We start from the raw sequence: 19009 nt of genomic DNA on the forward strand, positions 1-19009 counted from the left end.
CCGCTGCGGGGCGCAGTTCGTTTGCATCAAGCATCTGATATTTATGAATTTATCGGAAATTGCATACAAGTGGCGCGCTTCCTGCTAGACCCCTGCCATCAGGCGCGTGGAGCGCCGTCATCAGGGTAGACCATGCAGACCGTCGCCAGCCTCCTCGAAGCCCACAGGTCCGGCCTCCGCTCCGTCTCGGATACGGTGCGCGGCGTCTATGCCCGGCTTGCGGTGCATGACGACCCGGCCATGTTCATCACCCTACGTGACGAAGCCGATGTGCTGGCCGAGGCGGCCACGCTGGAGGCCGCCGGCAATACGGCGCTGCCGCTCTACGGCGTCCCAGTGGCGGTGAAGGACAATATTGACGTCGCCGGCCTGCCCACCACCGCCGCCTGCCCGGCCTTCGCCTATGTGCCGGCGCGCGACGCCACCGTCGTGGCGCGGCTCAGGGCGGCGGGCGCGCTCATCATCGGCAAGACCAATCTCGACCAGTTCGCCACCGGCCTTGTGGGCGTGCGCTCGCCCTATGGCATCCCCCGCAACTCGGTGAACCCGGAGCTGGTGCCGGGCGGCTCCTCCTCCGGCTCTGCGGTGGCGGTGGGCGCGGGCATCGTGCCGGTGTCGCTGGGTACCGACACGGCGGGATCGGGCCGCGTGCCGGCCATGCTGAACAACATCGTAGGCCTGAAGCCCTCCCTCGGCCTCGTGCCCAACACCGGCCTCGTGCCGGCCTGCAAGACGCTGGACTGCATCTCCATCTTCGCCCTTACCGTGGACGACGCCATGGCGGTGCTGAACGTCATCTCCGGCTTCGACGCTGAGGACGCCTATTCCCGCGACCTGCCCGTCGGCCCGCTCACCGCTCCCCCGCCCGCGCCGGTGCTGGGCATCCTGCCCGAGGCGCAGCGGGAGTTCTTCGGCGATGCCGAGTCGGCGGCCGCCTATGAGGAGGCGCTGGCGCGCTTCGCATCGCTGGGCGCGGTGCTGAAGGAGATCGATTTCTCCGCCTTCGCCGAGACCGCGCGCCTGCTCTATGAAGGGCCGTGGGTGGCGGAGCGCTGGATCGCCGCCGAGCACCTTCTGACCACCGATCCCGATGCGGTGCATCCGGTGACACGGGCCATCACCGAGCCGGGCGGCAAGGCGAGCGCGGCGGATGCCTTCCGCGCCATGTACAAGCTCAAGGAGCTGCGCGCCCGCGTCGCCCCCATCCTCGCCGGCATCGACGCGCTGCTGCTGCCCACCGCGCCCTCCGCCTACACGGTGGAGGAGGTGCTGGCGGACCCCATCCGCCTGAATTCGCGCAATGGCACCTACACCAATTTCGTGAACCTGATGGATCTGTGCGGCATCGCGGTGCCGACCAAGATCACCGCCGCCGGCGTGCCCTATGGCATCACCCTCCTCGCCCCCGCCGGGAAGGATGCGGAGATGGCGGCGCTGGGCCGGGCCTATGTGGCGGCGGGCAATCTGCCGCTGGGCTGCGGCCATGCGCCCGCGCCGGCCCTGCCCCCGCTGGCGCCCGCCAGCGAGCCGGGGCGGCTCGATGTGTGCGTGTTCGGCGCCCACCTCTCCGGCATGCCGCTCAATGGCGACCTGAAGGCCATGGGCGCGCGCTTCGTGCGCGCCGCCAAGACAGTGCCGTCCTATCGCATGAAGCTCCTCCCCGGCGCCGTGCCCCGCCCGGGCGTGGTGCGCGTGACTGCGGAGGGCGCGGCGGTGGAGGGGGAGGTGTGGTCCCTGCCCTTCGAGGGCGTCGGCCGCCTGCTCGCAACCATCCCGGCGCCGCTGGGCCTCGGGCAGGTGGAGCTGGACGACGGCAGCCGCGTCACCGGCTTCCTGGCCGAGGCGGCGGCCCTCGACGGGGCGCGGGACATCACCCGGTTCGGCAGCTTCCGCGCCTTTGCCGCAGCCGCCGAATAGGCGCTCCGACTGACTGAGGGGAACCGCACAAAAGCGTGCGGTGGGGTGTCGGCGGGCTGGACAAGGTCGAGCGATACACTGTATCAACTGGCCATCGAAACCAGCGCGCCGGCCCCCATGTCCCTGTCCCTTTCCCCTTCCGCAGCGACGCCGCCGGCCCGCGAGGCGACCGGCCGGCAGGACCGCGCCGCGCCCGTCGGCGCCGGAGCCGCGGGGGGACACGACCAGGGCGATCATGGGCACGGCCATCACACCCATGCCGCTTCTCCGGCAGGCCGCAGGCCGCCCGTGCGCATCGGCGCGTCGGTGCTGCGCATGTCCCTAGCGGGGCGGCTCGCGCTGGTGTCGGTGCTCCTCCTCGTGCTGTGGAGCGCCGTCCTGCTGGTGACGGGAGGCGGCGCATGACCGCGCAGATTTCGTTCCGCAACCTCACCCTCGGCTATGAGCGCCACCCGGCCGTCCACCACCTCTCCGGCGATGTGGAGAAGGGCGCGCTGCTCGCCATCTGCGGCGCCAACGGCGCCGGCAAGTCCACGCTCCTCAAGGCCATCGGCGGTGCCCTGAAGCCGCTCGGCGGCACCATCGACCGTCACGGCCTCGACCCGCGCGAGATCGCCTACCTGCCGCAGGGCGCCGAGATCGACCGCAGCTTTCCCATCCATGTCTACGACATGGTGTCCATGGGCCTGTGGCGGCGCGCCGGCCTGTTCGGCGGCATCGGCCGGGCCGATCGGGAGAAGATCGAGCACGCCATCGCCGCCGTCGGCCTCGAAGGGTTCGAGAACCGGCCCATCGGCACGCTCTCCGGCGGGCAGATGCAGCGCACCCTGTTCGCCCGCCTGCTGCTGCAGGATGCCCGCGTGATCCTGCTCGACGAGCCGTTCACCGCCCTCGATGCCAAGACGGTGTCGGACCTCGTGGAACTGGTCCGCCGCTGGCACGGCGAGCAGCGCACCGTCATCGCGGTGCTGCACGATTTCGACCTGGTGCGCGCGACCTTCCCGCAGACGCTTCTCCTCGCCCGCACGCCTGTTGCATGGGGCCCCACCGCGGAAGCGCTCGACCCCGAGAACCTGCTCAAGGCCCGCCGCATGGGCGAGTCATGGAGGGACGACGCCGTCCCCTGCTCCGACGCGGCCTGATCCGACTTTCACCGACCGGCATGCGCCGGTCTTTTGGACGCACATCGCTGCTTTTGCGCTTGGCCGGGGACCACGGGCTCCGTCCAAGGCCGGTCCGGTTCCTCCAACCCACCGGATCGGCTCCCCGGCCAAGCGCAAGGGCAGGACGATGACAGATCCGGCCGGCCGCCCTGAGCGCGGCACGCGGCCCGGGATGGTTCGATGAGCCTCTATGACACCTTCATTTCTCCCTTCGTGGAGTTCGAGTTCATGCGGCGGGCGCTGGCCGGCGTGTTCGCGCTGTCGCTCGGCGCGGGGCCGGTGGGCGCGTTCCTGATGCTGCGGCGCATGTCGCTGACGGGCGATGCCATGGCCCATGCCATCCTGCCCGGCGCGGCCATCGGCTTCCTGTTCGCCGGCCTCAACCTCTACGCCATGACCGCCGGCGGCCTCGCGGCCGGCCTTCTGGTGGCGGTGGGCGCGGGCGTGGTGGCGCGGGCGACGGGGATGAAGGAGGACGCCTCGCTGGCCGCCTTCTATCTCATCTCGCTGGCGCTGGGCGTGCTCATCGTCTCGCTGCGCGGCTCCAACGTGGACCTGCTGCACGTGCTGTTCGGCACGGTGCTGGGCATCGACGACGCGACGCTGGTGCTCATCGCCGGCATCACCACCATCACGCTGCTCACCCTCGCGGTGGTATGGCGGCCGCTGGTGCTGGAATGCGTGGACCCGACCTTCCTCGCCTCGGTGAGCCGCAGCGGCGGCGTCAGCCACATCGCCTTCCTGTCGCTGGTGGTGCTGAACCTCGTGGGCGGCTTCCACGCCCTCGGCACGCTTCTCTCGGTGGGGCTGATGATGCTGCCGGCCGCCACCGCGCGCTTCTTCGTGCGCGACCTCACGGCGCTGGTCACCACCTCCACGCTGATCGCCTTCGGCTCGGGCGTCGCGGGTCTGCTCGTCTCCTACAACCTCGGCACGCCGTCCGGCCCGTCCATCATCCTGGTCGCCGGTCTCGCCTATGCCGGTGCCGTCTTTTTCGGGCCGATCGGCGGTCTCGCCGGCCGCCTCGTCCCTCGCCGTCACCTTGAAGCCTGAAGAGGACTTTCATGATCTCCAGACGTCTCCTCCTCGCCGCCGGCATGGTCGCCGGCCTTGGCCTGCCCATGGCCGGGCCGGCGCTCGCGCAGGCCCCGGCCCAGAAGATGCCCGTGGTGGCCTCCTTCTCCATCCTCGGCGATTTCGTGAAGCAGGTGGGCGGCGACCGCGTGGCCGTCACCACCATCGTCGGCCCCAACGGCGATGCCCACGTCTACCAGCCCACCCCCGCCGACGCGAAGGCGGTGGCCGCGGCCAAGGTGGTGTTCGTGAACGGGCTCGGCTTCGAAGGCTGGATGGACCGCCTCATCAAGGCGTCCGGCACCAAGGCGCCCATCGTCGTCGCCACCAAGGGCATCACGCCCCGCACCGGCTTCGTCGATCATGACGACGACGAGAAGCCGAAGGCCAAGGGCAAGGACAAGCACGACCACGCCAAGGAAGGCGGCCATGACCACGGCGGCATCGACCCGCACGCCTGGCAGTCCATCGCCAACGCCAAGGTCTATGTGGCCAACGTGCGCGACGGCCTGATCGCCGCCGATCCGGACGGCCGCGACGTCTATACCGCCAATGCCGCGGCCTACACCGCCAAGCTGGATGCGCTGGAGACGGAAGTGAAGTCCGCCATGGCCAAGATCCCGGCCGAGCAGCGCCGCATCATCACCTCCCACGATGCCTTCGGCTATTTCGGCGAGGCCTACGGCCTGGTGCTGGTCGCCCCCGAGGGTGTCTCCACCGAGAGCGAGGCCTCGGCCAAGGACGTCGGCCGCATCATCCGCCAGATCAAGGCGCAGAAGATCCCGGCCGTGTTCGTCGAGAACGTCACCGACCCGCGCCTCATCCAGCGCATCGCCAAGGAAAGCGGCGCCAAGGTGGGCGGAACGCTCTATTCCGACGCGCTGTCCGATGACAAAGGCCCCGCGAGCACCTACATCGACATGATGCACTCCAACGTGCGCGAACTCTCGTCCGCTCTGTCGAGCTGAGGGGACGCCCGTTTCCTTCCGGCGGCCGCCTCGCGCGGCCGCCGCAGTACCAAGGTGAAGCCATGGCTGAAACGCAGGCCGAGAAGATCCCCGTCACCGTGCTGACCGGCTATCTGGGTGCCGGCAAGACCACGCTGCTCAACCGCATCCTGTCGCAGCCCCACGGCAAGAAATTCGCCGTCATCGTCAACGAGTTCGGCGAGATCGGCATCGACAACGACCTCGTGGTGGGCGCCGACGAGGAAGTGTTCGAGATGAACAACGGGTGCATCTGCTGCACCGTGCGCGGCGACCTCATCCGCATCATCGACGGCCTGCTGCGCCGCAAGGGCGGCTTCGACGGCATCATCGTCGAGACCACCGGGCTGGCGGACCCCGCCCCCGTGGCCCAGACCTTCTTCGTGGACGAGGAAGTGCAGGCCAAGACCAAGCTCGACGCGGTGGTCACGGTGGCCGACGCCAAGTGGCTCTCCGACCGCCTGAAGGACGCCCCCGAGGCGAAGAATCAGGTGGCCTTCGCCGACGTGATCCTGCTCAACAAGACCGATCTCGTGACCGGCCCCGAGCTGGACGCGGTGGAAGCCCGCATCCGCGGTATCAACCCCTACGCCAAGCTCTACCGCACCCAGAAGTCCGAGATCGACATCGCCAAGGTGCTGAACCAGGGCGCCTTCGATCTCGAGCGCGTGCTGGAGCTGGAGCCCGCCTTCCTCGAGGAGGACGAGCACCACCATCACCACCACGCCCATGGCGAGGCGTGCGGCCCGGACTGCGGCCACGATCATCACGACCACGATCATGACCACCATCACCACGGGCTGAAGGCGGTGCATGACGAGGAGATCCAGTCGGTCTCCTTCTCCACCGACAAGCCGCTGGACCCGGACAAGTTCTTCCCCTGGGTGCAGAACATCGTGCAGGTGGAGGGGCCGAACATCCTGCGGTCCAAGGGCATCCTGTCGTTCAAGGACGATCCCGACCGCTTCGTGTTCCAGGGCGTCCACATGATCCTCGACGGGGACCACCAGCGCCCGTGGAAGGACGACGAGAAGCGCCTCAGCCGCATCGTCTTCATCGGCCGCCAGCTGAAGCGCGACCTGCTCGAAGAGGGCTTCCTCACCTGCGTGGCGTGAGGGCCGTCTGATCGGGGCGCTGACCCCGTTTCACAAGACGTCATCGCCCGGCTTGTCCGGGCGATGACAGCGGTGCAGCTGTCCCCCTCCCCTCTGGGTGAGGGAGAGGTGAGGATGCCGAGCAGCCTTGCCTACTTCCCCGCCAGCGCCTTCAGCGCCGCGAGCACCTGTTCCGTATCCGCACCCAATCGCGGGCTGGCGCTTTTCGCCACCTGCCGCACGCCGTCGAGCACGATGGGGCTCGCCACGGCGGGAATGGTGCCGCCGCCCGCCTCGGCAAGGTCCACGCGCAGGCCGCGCGCCTTGACCTGCGGATCCTCGAACACCTGCGACACCGTATTGATCGGCCCGGCCGGAACACCCTTCGCCTCCAGTGCGGCGAGGAGATCGTCGCGGGCGAACGCCATGGTCAGCGCGGTGAGCTTCGGCACCAGCACCGCGCGGTTGGCGACGCGGGCGGGATTGGTGGCGTAGTCGGCCGCCTGCGCCAGCTCCGGCGCGCCGAGCACGGCGCAGAAGCGGGCGAACTGCCCGTCATTGCCGATGGCGGCGATGAAATAGCCGTCCGCGCAGGGGAAGACCTGATAGGGCACGATGTTGGGATGGGCATTGCCCATGCGCTTCGGCGCCTTGCCGGAGGTGAGGTAGTTCATGGCCTGGTTGGCCAGCACGCCCACCTGCGTGTCCAAGAGCGCCATGTCCACATGGCCGCCCGTTCCGGTCTCGTCCCGCCGCCGCAGCGCCGCGAGGATGCCCACGGTGGCATAAAGGCCGGTGAAGATGTCGGCGAAGGCGACGCCCACCTTCTGCGGCTCCCCATCCGGCGCGCCGGTGAGGTCCATGATGCCGCCCATGCCCTGCACCAGGAAGTCATAGCCCGCGCGCGGCGCATAGGGGCCGTCCTGCCCGAAGCCGGTGACGGAGCAATAGACAAGGCGCGGATTCTCTTTCTTCAGGCTCTCATAATCGAGCCCGTACTTCTTCAGGCCGCCGACCTTGAAGTTCTCGATGAGCACATCGCTCTGCCGGGCGAGATCGCGAATGATCTTCTGGCCCTCTTCCGTCTCGAAATCCACCGCCACCGAGCGCTTGCCGCGATTGGTGGAGTGGAAATAGGCGGCGCCGAGGTCCGCCCCGTCCGCCCCCTTCAGGAAGGGCGGACCCCAGGTGCGGGTATCGTCCCCGCCCCCCGGCCGCTCCACCTTGATGACCTCCGCCCCAAGATCGGCGAGCAACTGCCCGCACCAGGGCCCCGCGAGGATGCGGGCGAGTTCAAGGACGCGAAGGCCGGCGAGGGGAGCGGAGGCAGGGGAGGACATGGGAGGACTCGTTGGGGAGGGGCGCACTCAAGGCAGTTTGTCATGGCCGGGCTTGTCCCGGCCATCCACGTGGTACGGCCGGGACCACATGTGCGGCCGTCGTCCCATCGGCCCGACGTGGATGCCCGGCACAAGGCCGGGCATGACGGCGGTGATGCGGGAACGCCGCACCGGTGCTCAGAAGAACGCCTGGATCCCCGTGATCGCCCGGCCGAGGATCAGCGCATGGATGTCGTGCGTGCCCTCGTAGGTGTTCACCGTCTCGAGGTTCGCCGCGTGGCGGATGACGTGGAATTCGGCGGAGATGCCGTTGCCGCCATGCATGTCGCGGGCGACCCGCGCGATGTCCAGCGCCTTGCCGCAATTGTTGCGCTTGAGGAAGGAGATGGCCTCGATGGGCAGCGTGCCGTCATCGAACATCCGCCCCGCGCGCAGCGCGAGCTGGAGGCCCAGCGCGATCTCGGTCGCCATGTCGGCCAGCTTCTTCTGCACCAGTTGGGTGGCGGCGAGCGGCTTGCCGAACTGCTTGCGGTCCAAAGTGTACTGGCGGGCGGCCGCGTAGCAGGCCTCCGCCGCGCCCATGGCGCCCCAGCCGATGCCGTAGCGGGCGCGGTTGAGGCAGCCGAAGGGGCCGGGCAGGCCGGCGGCGTTGGGCAGGAGGTTCTCTTCCGGGATCTCCACGTCTTCCAGCACCACCTCGCCGGTGATGGAGGCGCGCAGCGAGAGCTTGCCCTCGATCTTGGGGGTGGAGAAGCCCTTCATGCCGCGCTCCACGACGAAGCCCTTGATGGCGTTGTCGTGCGCCGCGGACTTCGCCCACACCACCGCGAGGTCGGAGATGGGCGAATTGGTGATCCACATCTTCGCGCCGTTGAGGCGGTAGCCGCCGTCAATCTTCTCGGCGCGGGTGCGCATGCCGGCGGGATCGGAGCCCGCGTCCGGCTCGGTGAGGCCGAAGCAGCCGACCCACTCGCCGGTGGCGAGCTTCGGCAGGTACTTCTTGCGCTGCTCTTCCGTGCCGTAGGCGTAGATGGGGTGCATGACGAGGGAGGACTGCACGCTCATGGCCGAGCGGTAGCCCGAATCCACCCGCTCCACCTCGCGCGCGGCGAGGCCGTAGGCGACATAGCCGAGTCCGGCGCCGCCGTATTCCGCCGGGATGGTGGGGCCGAGCAGGCCGAGTTCGCCCATCTCGTTCATGATCTCGCGGTCGAAGCGCTCGTCGAGATAGGCGGAGGTCACGCGCGGCAGCAGCTTTTCCTGCGCATAGTCGCGGGCGGTGTCGCGCACCAGGCGCTCGTCCTCGGTGAGCTGGCTGTTGAGATCGAAGGGGTCGGCCCAGTCGAAGATCGGCTTACCGGATGCGGCCATGGTGCGTCTCCCGCGCTAGAAATCACCGCCGGATGGCGGCAGGCATTTACATTCCTACCAGTCGGTATATAAATAAAAGCCAATCGTCAAGGAGCACGACGCTGCACGATCGAGGCGACCACGAACAGGATGCGCCGGCCCGCCCGGCCCCCGCCCGGCGGCGCGGCCGTCCGCCGAAATCGGCGGCCCTGCGCGTCGCGGCGGACGGCGACGGCGCGCGCCTTGGCCGCCCGCCGATGATGACCGACCCGCGCGCGGAAATCCTGCGGCAGGCTGCGCAAATGTTCGCGCAGAAGGGCTATGTGGATTCCTCGCTCAGCGAGGTGGCGCGGTCGCTCAATTATTCCAAGGGCGCCATCTACAACTATTTCTCCTCCAAGCAGGAGATCTACGACGCCATCATCATCTTCACCCTCACCGGCCTCAACGACGCGTCAGCCGCGGCGGTGAAGCGGGAGGACCCGCCGGCCGAGCAGCTGAAGCAGTTCATGGTCGCCCACGCCCGCTTCCTCGCCGACAATTACGATTGCTTCGTCACCATGCTGGTGGGCTTCTCCGGCATGGCCAATACCGGGCTGAAGGGCGATGCCCTCGCCTTGCGCGACGCCCATGAGGGCCTCCTGCGCCGGATCATCGCCGATGGCGTGACGGACGGTTCGTTTCGCGAGGTGGGCGCGGCCATGACCGGGCGCGCGGTGCTCTCGCTGCTGAGCTGGATGGTGCGCTGGTTCAAGCCCGGCGGCGGCAAATCCGCCGAAGAGGTCGCGCTGGAATATCACGATCTGCTGGTGCGCGGGCTGGTGGCCTGAGGCGTCACCCCCCTCCCCCCTCCATGCTCTTCATCAGCACATCGAGCCCTTCGTCGGGCGTTGCCTTTGGCCAGTCGGGCATCTGGTGGCGGAAGAAGGTGGCCTGCCTTTTGGCATAGCGGCGGGTGTCGCCCTGGCCCTCGGCGATGGCCTCGGCGAGGGACATCTCCCCCTTGAGATAGCGCGTGAGGGCCGGCGCGCCGTGGGCCTTCAGCACCGTGCGGTCGGGGGCGAGGTTGCGCGCGGCGAGCGCACGCACCTCCTCCAGCGCCCCGGCGGCCATCATGGCCTCGAAGCGCGCATCGATGCGCTGGCGCAGTGTCTCCCGGTCCACCTCCAGCACGATCTTCGCGCAGGCCGCCGCATCGAGCACCGGCGGCTGGGCGTCCTTCTGCCAGTCGGTGAGCGAGCGGCCGGTGGCGTGGATCACCTCCAGCGCGCGCAGCACCCGCTGGCGGTCGTTCACCTTCAGCCGTTCGGCACTTGCGGGATCGACCGTGGCGAGGCGGGCGTGGAGGGCGGCGCTGTCCAGCGCCTCGGCCGCGCCGCGCACCTCGGCGCGCACCGCTTCGGGAATGGCGGGAATTTCGGCAAGCCCCTGCGTCAATGCGCGGAAATAGAGCCCCGTGCCGCCCACGAACACCGGAAGGCGCCCCGCCGCCTCCGCCTCGGCGAGGGCGCGTTTCGCATCCTCCAGCCAGCGGCCGACGGAATAGTCCGTGTCCGCATCCACATGGCCGTAGAGGCCGTGGGGCACCTGCGCCATTTCCGCGACGGTCGGCCGCGCCGTGAGCACCCAAAGATCGCCATAGACTTGCATGGAATCTGCATTGAGGACGATGCCGCCCGTCCGCTCGGCCACGGCAAGCGCGAGCGCCGACTTGCCGCTGGCGGTCGGACCTGCGATGAGCACCGCCAACGGTTTTCCCCCTTCGAGCTTTGAAAATGCCATGGCCTATGTCGCGACGCTGATTTCAAACCCATCTGCCCCGGCTTTGACCTACGAGGCAATCCATGCCGCCCTTTCCGTGCTGCCGCAGGCGCAGGATCCGGTGGTGCTGGACGAAGGCGTGGCGGTGGATATCCACTTCGTCCCGGAACTTGCCGCCGATGCGGGCGCGCTGGCGGATGCGGTGCGCGGCGCGCTGAATGGCGCGCCCATCGATGTGGTGGTGCAGCTGGAGACCGGCCGGCGCAAGCGCCTGTTCCTCGCCGACATGGATTCGACCATGATCGGGCAGGAGTGCATCGACGAGCTGGCTGACCTCGTGGGCCTGAAGGCGCATGTCTCCGCCATCACCGAGCGTGCCATGCGGGGCGAAATCGCCTTCGAGCCGGCCCTGCGCGAGCGCGTGGCGCTGCTGCGCGGCCTGTCCGCGGGCGTGGTGGGCGACGTGCTGCGTGAGCGCATCACACTGACCCCCGGCGGGCCGGAGCTGGTGGGCACCATGAAGGCCAACGGCGCCTATGCCGCCCTCGTCTCCGGCGGCTTCACCTTGTTCACGCAGGAGATCGCCGCGCGCATCGGCTTCGACGAGAACCGCGCCAACGAGCTGCTGGTGGAAGACGGCACGCTGCTGGGTGCGGTCGCCGAGCCCATCCTCGGCCGCGACGCCAAGCTCGCGACGCTGGTGGAATTGCGCGACCGGCTGCACCTCGCCCCGTCCGAGACCATGGCGGTGGGCGACGGCGCCAACGATCTCGCCATGCTGGGAGAGGCGGGCCTCGGCGTCGCCTATCACGCCAAGCCGGCGGTGGCAGCGGCGGCCCATGCCCGCATCGACCACGGCGACCTCACCGCGCTGCTCTACATGCAGGGCTACAGAAGCAGCGAGTTCCGCACCGCCTAAGGGCATCGCCCGGCGCGTCCGGGCGATCCACGGGTCGGCCGGGTCGGATGGCCGGTCAGCGCGCAGGCGGAGGGGTGGATCGCCCGGAACCCGGCTGTTGCCGGGTCCCGCTCTCATCAACGGAAGTCGGCAACAGCCGACTTCCGGACAAGCCGGGCGATGACGCGGGCTGAAGGCGGGTCAGACTCCCGCGCGCCTTACTGCGCCGTCCCCTGCCCTGCTGCGGCGGTGCCCTGCTGACTCAAGGCGTTCTGGGAGCGCGGCAGGGGAATGACGCGCACCTTGCGCTGCCCCGGCTGTTCGGATTCCGGGGCGAGAGGGGCGGCGACGGTGGCGGCCACCGGACCACCGGCGGCGGCTTCGGCCGCGGCGGTGCTGCCCGCCGGCGGCTTGGCGCCGGCCTTGCCCTTGGGTTGATCGGCGGGGCGCGGCGCGGACATTTCGCGCGCCTGCTCCTCGGTCACGAGGATGTCGCCCTTGCGCAGGGTGGTCTCGTCCTCAAGCCCGGCGAGGGCCTGCGCCCAGGACTGGCCGGCCGGCTTGCAGGTGCAGGAGGGCACCAGTTCCTTGCGGTAGCGCAGGGCGTTGGGCAGCGACATGTAGGACTGGCCGGAGATGCTCACCGCGGACTTGATGTCGCCGCTATAGGTGAAGAGCTGCGCATCCGAGCCCGGGCACAGCCGCTTGCAGAGCTGTTCGTCCTGCGCGTAGCGGCTGGAGTTGGTGGCGCTCGCCATGGGGAAGAAGTAGCCGTCGCAGGTCCTGACGCACACGGTGCGCGAGGAATAGGTCTTCGGCGTCTCCAGCGGCATCAGGTCAAGGTCGGGCGAGGTTTCCTCGCTCTGGGGCTGCTGGGTGCCGAAAATGGCCTCGAAGAAGTTCTTCGGCTTCGCCGGCTCGGCGGCGCGGCGGGCGGCCTGCACGGCGGCGGTGTATTGCGGGCCGCAATTGTTCTGGGCAAGGGCGATGATGAGCGCCCGGCGCTGGCCGCCATTGTCGGTGCCACCGCGCTCAAGCCCTGCGATCTGCGACCTCAGGCGCGAGACCTGATCGTCGATCTGGTCGCACTGGGGCGGACGGGGCGGCCCCTGGAAGATGAGAAAGCCGCGCGGCGCATCGCAGCCCATGCCGCGCGCCTGGGCGGACAGACGGTCGAGATCGCCACGGAGCTTGGCGGCCTGCGCCTGCTGGTTGGCGACGCCACCGGCGCTGCGGTCGAGGGCCATCAGCGAACCTTCGAGCTGCTGGCAGGTGGGGCTGCCGGCCTGCGCCAGCGCGGTGCCCGCGGTGGTGAGGGCGACCATGAGGCCCAGCGCCAGACGGCGCGCAGCACCTCGCGCAGCCGTTCCACGGGCTGCAATCCGGGCCATCCGAATGGCGCCGATCCCTCGCGCGGACTCCATCCTCAGCTCTTCTCTCCACTGGCGCCGTGCCGATCCGGCGCCCCTCTATAGACCGACAGCGGGGGACAATGGTGACGAAACTGTGGCCCCTCTCCGGAAGGTGAGGGGCCAGCCCGGTTGCGTTCCGGCGCGCTCAGCCGCGGCCGCGCGAGCGGATGTTGTAGCTGTCGTAGGCATATTCCGCGATCTGCCACCACACCAATTGATCGGCGCGGATGGCGAGCATGGAATCCAGCGCCTGCTTGAACGCCGGGTTGGTGGCGGCCAGCTCGTTGTACAGCTCGAAGGACGCCTTGTAGCCCGCCTCCATGATGGACGCCGGGAACGGCTTCAGCTCCACGCCCTGCTGCACCAGCCGGCGCAGCGCCGGGGGGTTCACCGAATCGTACTTGGCCAGCATCCAGTTGTTGGCGGCCTCGGCGGCATTGCGGACGATGGCCTGGTAGTGCTTCGGCAGCGCGTTCCACTGGGCATTGTTGATGACGAGGTGCAGCATGGCGCCGCCCTCCCACCAGCCGGGATAGTAGTAATACTTGGCCACCTTCACGAGGCCGAGCTTCTCGTCGTCATAGGGGCCGACGAACTCCGCCGCGTCGATGGAGCCGCGCTCCAGCGCCGGATAGACGTCGCTGGGGGCGATCTGCTGCGGCACCACGCCGAGCTTCGCCAGCACCTGCCCGCCGATGCCGCCGATGCGGAACTTCAGGCCCTTGAGGTCGGCGACGTCGTTCAGCTCCTTGCGGAAGAAGCCGCCCATCTGGCAGCCGGAATTGCCGAGCGGCATGCCGGTGACATTGTACTTGGCGAGCACGCCGTTGATGATCTGCTCGCCCCCGCCGAAGAACCACCAGGAGTGCTGCTGGCGCGAGTTGAAGCCGAACGGCACGCCGGTGCCGAAGGCCAGCGCGGTGTCCTTGCCGGTATAGAAATAGGTCGCGGTCTGGGCGCACTCCACCGAGCCGGTGGAGACCGCATCGAGCGCCTGCAGGCCCGGCACCAGCTCGCCGGCCGGGAAGGTCTGGATCTGGAAGCGGCCGTCGGTGGCCTCGGCCACGTACTTGGCGAAGATCTGCGCCGTGCCGAAGATGGTGTCGAGGGAGCGCGGGAAGGAGGAGGTGAGGCGCCACTTCACCTCGGGCTGGGTCTGCGCGAGGGCGGGGGCGGCGACCGCGCCGGTGGCGAGCGCGGTGGCGGACGCGCCAATGAAATGGCGGCGCTTGATCTCCATGGATGTGCTCCTCGGGCCGGTTGATCGGCTCTCTAGGTTGGGGCGAAAACCGTGCGATGGGGCGAAAGGGGTGTCACGCGGCGCGGCGGCCGTCAATGTCGGCAATCGCCGGAGGAGTGATATTGCGCCGCTCTTCCGCTGCGGTCGGGGCATCCCATATGTCGGGGGCCCGCCTGTGGCAGCTTACCGGGGAGTTCCATGACGCACGCTGTCTCGACCATCCGTCCCACCCTCACCCGCCGCCTCGGCCGCCTCGCGCTCGCGGGCGCGCTGGGCGTCACGCTGGGTGTCATGGCGCTCGCGGGCGGGCCGGCGCTGGCGCAGGAGCCGAACCTCATCTTCCGCAAGTCCACGGTCTGGAAGTTCCTGACCCCCGACGACAAGCTTGCCGTCTACGGCATCGACGATCCGGTGGTGGAGGGCGTCGCCTGCCACTACACCACCCCCGAGAAGGGCGGCGTGAAGGGCATGGTGGGCCTCGCGGAGGAAGTCTCCGACATCTCGCTGGCCTGCCGGCAGGTGGGGCCGATCTCGTTCAAGTCGAAGTTCGAGCAGGGCGACGTGGTGTTCCGCGAGAGCCGCTCCTTCTTCTTCAAGAAGATGCAGATCGTGCGCGGCTGCGACACCAAAAGGAACGTGCTTGTCTATCTCGTCTATTCCGACAAGTTGATCGACGGCAGCCCGAAGAACTCCACCTCCACCGTCCCGATCATGCCGTGGGGCGGCAACACCGACGTGCCGAAGTGCGGGGACTTCCTGAAGTAACGGGAAGAGAAACGCCGCGCGCACAGGCGGGAGATCACCTCCGCCCCGGGCGCGCGGCGCATGCGTCAGAGGCAGGTCAGAGGAAGTTCACCTTGCCGGTGCCGATGTCGTACATGGCGGCGGCCGACTTCAACCTGCCGGCGGCGGCCCGCTCCGACAGGATCGGTGCCGCGGTCTGGGCCAGCTTGGCGTTCATCTTCACGTTCATGTCGCTGGCGGCGGCGAGGAGATCGGACGGGTTGCTCCGCATGGCCTCATAAACCGCCGGGCGGATGGCGTTGACGAGGCTCGGCAGGTGGCCGGGCGGCAGGGTGTTGTCCTTGATGGACGTGATGGTCGCCTGAATCGCGCCGCACGAGGCATGGCCGAGCACGACGATGAGCTTCACGCCGAGCACCGCGGTGGCGAATTCCAGGCTCGCCAGCCCGTTTTCATCGATGAAGTTGCCGGCCACCCGCACGATGAACAGTTCGCCCGGCCCCTGGTCGAACACCAGTTCCGGGACCACCCGCGAATCCGAGCAGGCGACGATGGCCGCGAACGGCTGCTGTCCCGTCGTGCGCTGCAGGCGGCCGGCGGAATAGTCCGCCTGCTGGGGCGTGCCGGCCACGTAGCGGGCATTGCCGTCCACCAGGCGCTTCATGGCTTCATCCGGAGTGACCGGCGTGGCCGTGCCATAGCCACCGCTCGACTGGGCGAAGGCGGAGGCGGCGAACAGCGGCGCGGCCGCAAGGGCCAGTCCACCCGCCAGTCCGCCGGCAAGCAGGCGTCGGCGTCCGATGGACGGTGATGAACACGTCTCGCACATGGGCGATCCTCTCCCGGTCACTGTGTTTGAGGCCTGTTTGGACCCGCCCGCAGCGGTGCCGCTGGGGCAGGCCGGGGCCGAACATAGCTGATCCGGGCACGAAGCATCAGGCCCGGCGATCACAAAACGCGGACCTAAAGCTTTGCCATGAAATGGCATTTCGGGTTCGATGGGACCATCCGGGCGATCGCGCGCAGCCGGGCTACCGCGAGCAGGTGATGGCCACCGTTTCCGGGCAGAGCGGGCCGGTGCAGGTCGTCGCCGGCGAGGCGACGCTGGAGGGGGTAAAGGCGGAGGCAGGCACCGCCACGCGGCCGAAGTCGATGACCTGCGTGTAGGCGTGGCTGCGGCACCAGGCTTCCGCCACCTTCCGCCCGCACGGCGCGCCGGAGGCGAGGCAGGAATCGATGTTGGAGCCGTCGGAATTGTCGATGAGGAAAATGCGCGTCTCCGCCATGGCCGGCGCCATCAGCGACAGGCTCGCCACGGCACCGGCGGCGAGGGTTCGGATCAGCGGCATGGACAGGTCGGCACCTCTTTGACAGGCGCGTCCCGAACGCGGCGGCGCGCTTTCGGGTCACGGGCGGGATCATCGGATGCGCCCCGACCCCCGCCCGGCGCAACTCAGCCGGGGATAGACGCTCACCAAGGGGCAGGTCAAGCTGGGGAAGATAACGATATCCGGAGGTGCCGGGCCGCGCCGGGCGGCGTGAAACATCTTGACGAGCGCCCGCGCCCGAACCATTGTCCCGCGCCATGAACGGCGGTCTCGTCACCATCTGCGCCATTGCGGCGATTATTTGCGGTTAGCCGAAAAGCTGGCCGCGGCCGTCCTTTGCTCATCTTCTTAGACAAGGATCTGGACGCCCCGGCCGGTGGACCGGCTTGGCGCTTGTGCGCCATTCGGGGGAACGATCCATGGAGCTCAGGCTCTACAACACGCTGACCCGCTCGAAGGACCTGCTGCGTCCGCTCGATCCCTTGAACGTGCGCATGTATGTGTGCGGGCCGACGGTCTACGACCATGCCCATATCGGCAATGCCCGCCCGGTCATTGTCTTCGACGTGCTGTTCCGCCTGCTGCGGCGCCTCTACGGGGCGGAGCACGTCAAGTACGTCCGCAACATCACGGACGTGGACGACAAGATCAACGCCCGCGCCGCCGATCGCGCCATCTCCATCCGCGACCTGACGGAAGAGACCTATCGCTGGTTCCGCGAGGACACGGCGGCGCTGAACTGCCTGCCGCCCACCGTGGAGCCCCGCGCCACCGAGCATATCGAGGAGATGCGCATCCTCATCGAGCGGCTCGTCGCCTCCGGCCACGCCTATGTGGCGGAAGAGCATGTGCTGTTCCACGTGCCCTCCATGCCGGACTACGGCCGCCTCTCCCGCCGCTCGCTGGACGAGATGATGGCCGGCGCCCGTGTGGACGTCGCCCCCTACAAGCGCGACGCCATGGACTTCGTGCTGTGGAAGCCGAGCGCCGCGGGCGTGCCCGGCTGGCCCTCGCCCGCCGGCATCGTCACCCCCGGCCGCCCCGGCTGGCACATCGAGTGCTCGGCCATGAGCTGGAAGCACCTGGGCGAGACCTTCGACATCCATGGCGGCGGCATCGACCTCGTCTTCCCGCACCACGAGAACGAGATCGCGCAGTCGCGCTGCGCCTTCCATTCCGGCGTCATGGCGCAGATGTGGATGCACAACGGCTTCCTGATGCTGGAAGGCGAGAAGATGTCGAAGTCCCTCGGCAACTTCGTCACCATCCGCGAGCTGCTGGACGAGTGGCCCGGCGAGGTGCTGCGCCTCGCCATGCTCTCCACCCATTACCGCCAGCCCATCAACTGGACCCGCCAGGGCCTCGGCTTCGCCGCCAAGACGCTGGACAAATGGTATCGCGTGATCGGCGACGTGGAGGCCGAGACCGGCGACGCCAACCCCTTCGAGACCGAGATCGCCGACCGCCTGTCCGACGACCTCAACACGCCCTCCGTCATCGCCCACCTGCACCACCTCGCCGAAGTGGCGGAGCACGAGGACACGTCCTCCGCTCTGCGCCGCCGCTTCAAGGGCGCGGCCAACCTGCTGGGCCTGCTCGGCGATACCGAAACCGGGTGGCGCGCGCGGCAGAAGGAGGGCATTGCGCTGGACGAAGGCGTGATTGCCGGCCTCATCGCCGACCGCATCGCCGCCCGCAAGGCAAAGGACTTCAAGCGCGCCGACCAGATCCGCGAGGAGCTGGCCGCCAAGGGCATCGTGCTGATGGACAACAAGGACGGGACCACCAGCTGGGAGGTGTCGCGATGAGCGCCATCGCTTTGCGCCCCTACCTCCCGGCCGACGCGCCGGCACTGGCCGACCTGTTCCGCGCCGCCATCGCCGAGCTGACCGGCGAGGATTACGACACCGAGCAGCAGGACGCCTGGGCCGCCAGGGCCGACGACGCGGAGGCCTTCGCCGCCCGCCTCGCCGCCAGCCTCACCCTCGTCGCCCTGCGCGGCAAGACGGTGGCCGGCTTCGTCTCGCTGAAGGACAATGCCCACATCGACATGCTCTATGTGGCGCCCGACGCCGCCGGCACCGGCGTCGCCAAGGCTTTGTGCGACGCCGCCGAGACGCTCGCCAAGGCGCGCGGCACCCGCAAGCTCACCGTGGACGCCAGCGACACCGCCCTCGGCTTCTTCCAGAAGCGCGGCTACGAGCCCCAGCGCCGCAACATGGTGCCGCTGGCCGACACCTGGCTCGCCAACACGGCGATGACGAAGACGCTGGGGGAGGACAATGCCGGCCCCCGGCACTGAGGCACCCGCTCCGGCGAAGCGGTCTCGCGCCCGTGCGCTGCGCGAGACGATGACCGATGCCGAGCGGAAACTGTGGCAAGTGCTGCGCGACCGCCGGCTCGAGGGCGCGAAGTTCCGCCGTCAGGTGCCGGTGGGGCCGTATGTGGCGGACTTCCTGTGCTTCCAGCACCGGCTGGTGGTGGAAGCGGACGGTGGGCAGCATGCGGAGTCGGCGCGGGACGCGGTGCGCGATGCGTATCTGGCGGCCAACGGATTTCGCGTCCTGCGGTTCTGGAACAACGACATCCTCCTGCGGACCGAGTCCGTTCTGGAGGCGATTTATCAAGCTCTGAGAGCCACCCCTCACCCCCAACCCCTCTCCCGCAAGGGGAGAGGGGAGGCAGGGCGGGGCAACCCCTCT

Annotated in this window: 18 protein-coding genes and 1 pseudogene; 12 read left to right on the plus strand and 7 right to left on the minus strand. The window is 68.9% G+C overall.

Annotation, left to right across the window (positions count from 1 at the left end):
- Window positions 1-132: 132 nt before the first annotated feature.
- From atzF to V5F74_RS02585, 6 genes are all read left to right on the plus strand, one after another.
- Window positions 133-1917: an allophanate hydrolase gene (gene atzF, locus V5F74_RS02560; RefSeq protein ID WP_394006107.1), complete on the plus strand. Its 1785-nt coding sequence runs from the start codon at window positions 133-135 to the stop codon at window positions 1915-1917.
- A gap of 117 nt (window positions 1918-2034) precedes the next feature.
- On the plus strand, window positions 2035-2322 hold the full coding sequence (locus tag V5F74_RS02565; protein ID WP_051679168.1) for a hypothetical protein: 288 nt from the start codon (window positions 2035-2037) through the stop codon (window positions 2320-2322).
- Entirely contained in the window at window positions 2319-3059 is a 741-nt protein-coding gene (aztA, locus tag V5F74_RS02570; RefSeq protein WP_250166589.1) for a zinc ABC transporter ATP-binding protein AztA, read from the plus strand. Before V5F74_RS02565 ends, aztA begins: the two co-directional genes overlap by 4 nt.
- Window positions 3060-3260: 201 nt before the next feature.
- Entirely contained in the window at window positions 3261-4133 is an 873-nt protein-coding gene (locus V5F74_RS02575) for a metal ABC transporter permease (protein ID WP_029558038.1), read from the plus strand.
- 11 nt (window positions 4134-4144) lie between these two features.
- Window positions 4145-5122 carry a metal ABC transporter solute-binding protein, Zn/Mn family gene (locus V5F74_RS02580; RefSeq protein WP_394006111.1) on the plus strand — a complete coding sequence of 326 codons (978 nt, stop codon included), beginning with the start codon at window positions 4145-4147 and terminating at the stop codon, window positions 5120-5122.
- A gap of 62 nt (window positions 5123-5184) precedes the next feature.
- Window positions 5185-6255 (plus strand): CobW family GTP-binding protein, encoded by a 1071-nt coding sequence (locus tag V5F74_RS02585; RefSeq protein ID WP_394006113.1) that lies wholly within the window; start codon window positions 5185-5187, stop codon window positions 6253-6255.
- 131 nt (window positions 6256-6386) lie between these two features.
- On the opposite strand, the gene V5F74_RS02590 is transcribed toward V5F74_RS02585, so the two are convergent.
- The gene (locus tag V5F74_RS02590; RefSeq protein ID WP_394006115.1) at window positions 6387-7574 is read right to left on the minus strand and encodes a CaiB/BaiF CoA transferase family protein; all 1188 of its coding nucleotides are present in this window, start codon (window positions 7572-7574) and stop codon (window positions 6387-6389) included.
- Between the two features lie 177 nt (window positions 7575-7751).
- Window positions 7752-8945, minus strand: a complete 1194-nt coding sequence (locus V5F74_RS02595; RefSeq protein WP_250166593.1) for an acyl-CoA dehydrogenase — start codon at window positions 8943-8945, stop codon at window positions 7752-7754.
- Between the two features lie 239 nt (window positions 8946-9184).
- Here V5F74_RS02595 and V5F74_RS02600 point away from each other — a divergent pair, with 239 nt between their 5' ends.
- Window positions 9185-9754 carry a TetR/AcrR family transcriptional regulator gene (locus tag V5F74_RS02600; RefSeq protein WP_394007456.1) on the plus strand — a complete coding sequence of 190 codons (570 nt, stop codon included), beginning with the start codon at window positions 9185-9187 and terminating at the stop codon, window positions 9752-9754.
- A 4-nt stretch (window positions 9755-9758) separates the two neighbouring features.
- On the opposite strand, the gene miaA is transcribed toward V5F74_RS02600, so the two are convergent.
- A complete protein-coding gene (gene miaA, locus V5F74_RS02605; protein WP_394006118.1) occupies window positions 9759-10706 on the minus strand; it encodes a tRNA (adenosine(37)-N6)-dimethylallyltransferase MiaA in 948 nt (315 codons plus the stop codon).
- Here miaA and serB point away from each other — a divergent pair.
- Window positions 10705-11604 carry a phosphoserine phosphatase SerB gene (serB, locus tag V5F74_RS02610; protein ID WP_029558031.1) on the plus strand — a complete coding sequence of 300 codons (900 nt, stop codon included), beginning with the start codon at window positions 10705-10707 and terminating at the stop codon, window positions 11602-11604. The genes miaA and serB overlap by 2 nt on opposite strands.
- A 197-nt stretch (window positions 11605-11801) precedes the next feature.
- Here serB and V5F74_RS02615 read toward each other — a convergent pair whose 3' ends face one another.
- Together V5F74_RS02615 and V5F74_RS02620 are read right to left on the minus strand one after the other, a co-directional pair.
- Entirely contained in the window at window positions 11802-12974 is a 1173-nt protein-coding gene (locus tag V5F74_RS02615) for a DUF2865 domain-containing protein (protein WP_394006120.1), read from the minus strand.
- Between the two features lie 166 nt (window positions 12975-13140).
- Window positions 13141-14229: a TRAP transporter substrate-binding protein gene (locus V5F74_RS02620; protein WP_374252775.1), complete on the minus strand. Its 1089-nt coding sequence runs from the start codon at window positions 14227-14229 to the stop codon at window positions 13141-13143.
- A 297-nt stretch (window positions 14230-14526) separates the two neighbouring features.
- On the opposite strand from V5F74_RS02620, the gene V5F74_RS02625 reads away from it, so the two are divergent.
- Window positions 14527-15000 (plus strand): CreA family protein, encoded by a 474-nt coding sequence (locus V5F74_RS02625; protein ID WP_197023073.1) that lies wholly within the window; start codon window positions 14527-14529, stop codon window positions 14998-15000.
- A 76-nt stretch (window positions 15001-15076) separates the two neighbouring features.
- Here the strand turns inward: V5F74_RS02625 and V5F74_RS02630 are convergent, their stop codons facing one another.
- On the minus strand, window positions 15077-15808 hold the full coding sequence (locus V5F74_RS02630; RefSeq protein ID WP_394006122.1) for a carbonic anhydrase: 732 nt from the start codon (window positions 15806-15808) through the stop codon (window positions 15077-15079).
- A 202-nt stretch (window positions 15809-16010) separates the two neighbouring features.
- Complete coding sequence (locus V5F74_RS02635; protein WP_394006124.1) at window positions 16011-16328, minus strand: hypothetical protein; 318 nt, start codon at window positions 16326-16328, stop codon at window positions 16011-16013.
- 398 nt (window positions 16329-16726) lie between these two features.
- On the opposite strand from V5F74_RS02635, the gene cysS reads away from it, so the two are divergent.
- From cysS to V5F74_RS02650, 3 genes and pseudogenes are all read left to right on the plus strand, one after another.
- Window positions 16727-18115 carry a cysteine--tRNA ligase gene (gene cysS, locus V5F74_RS02640; RefSeq protein ID WP_394006126.1) on the plus strand — a complete coding sequence of 463 codons (1389 nt, stop codon included), beginning with the start codon at window positions 16727-16729 and terminating at the stop codon, window positions 18113-18115.
- A complete protein-coding gene (locus V5F74_RS02645) occupies window positions 18112-18609 on the plus strand; it encodes a GNAT family N-acetyltransferase (RefSeq protein ID WP_394006128.1) in 498 nt (165 codons plus the stop codon). Before cysS ends, V5F74_RS02645 begins: the two co-directional genes overlap by 4 nt.
- Before the next feature lie 49 nt (window positions 18610-18658).
- A pseudogene (locus V5F74_RS02650) lies at window positions 18659-18880 on the plus strand (endonuclease domain-containing protein); the annotation flags it as partial.
- Window positions 18881-19009 lie beyond the last annotated feature (129 nt).

Source organism: Xanthobacter aminoxidans (assembly GCF_043193615.1).
In the GTDB taxonomy this organism is placed as follows: Bacteria; Pseudomonadota; Alphaproteobacteria; order Rhizobiales; family Xanthobacteraceae; genus Xanthobacter; species Xanthobacter aminoxidans.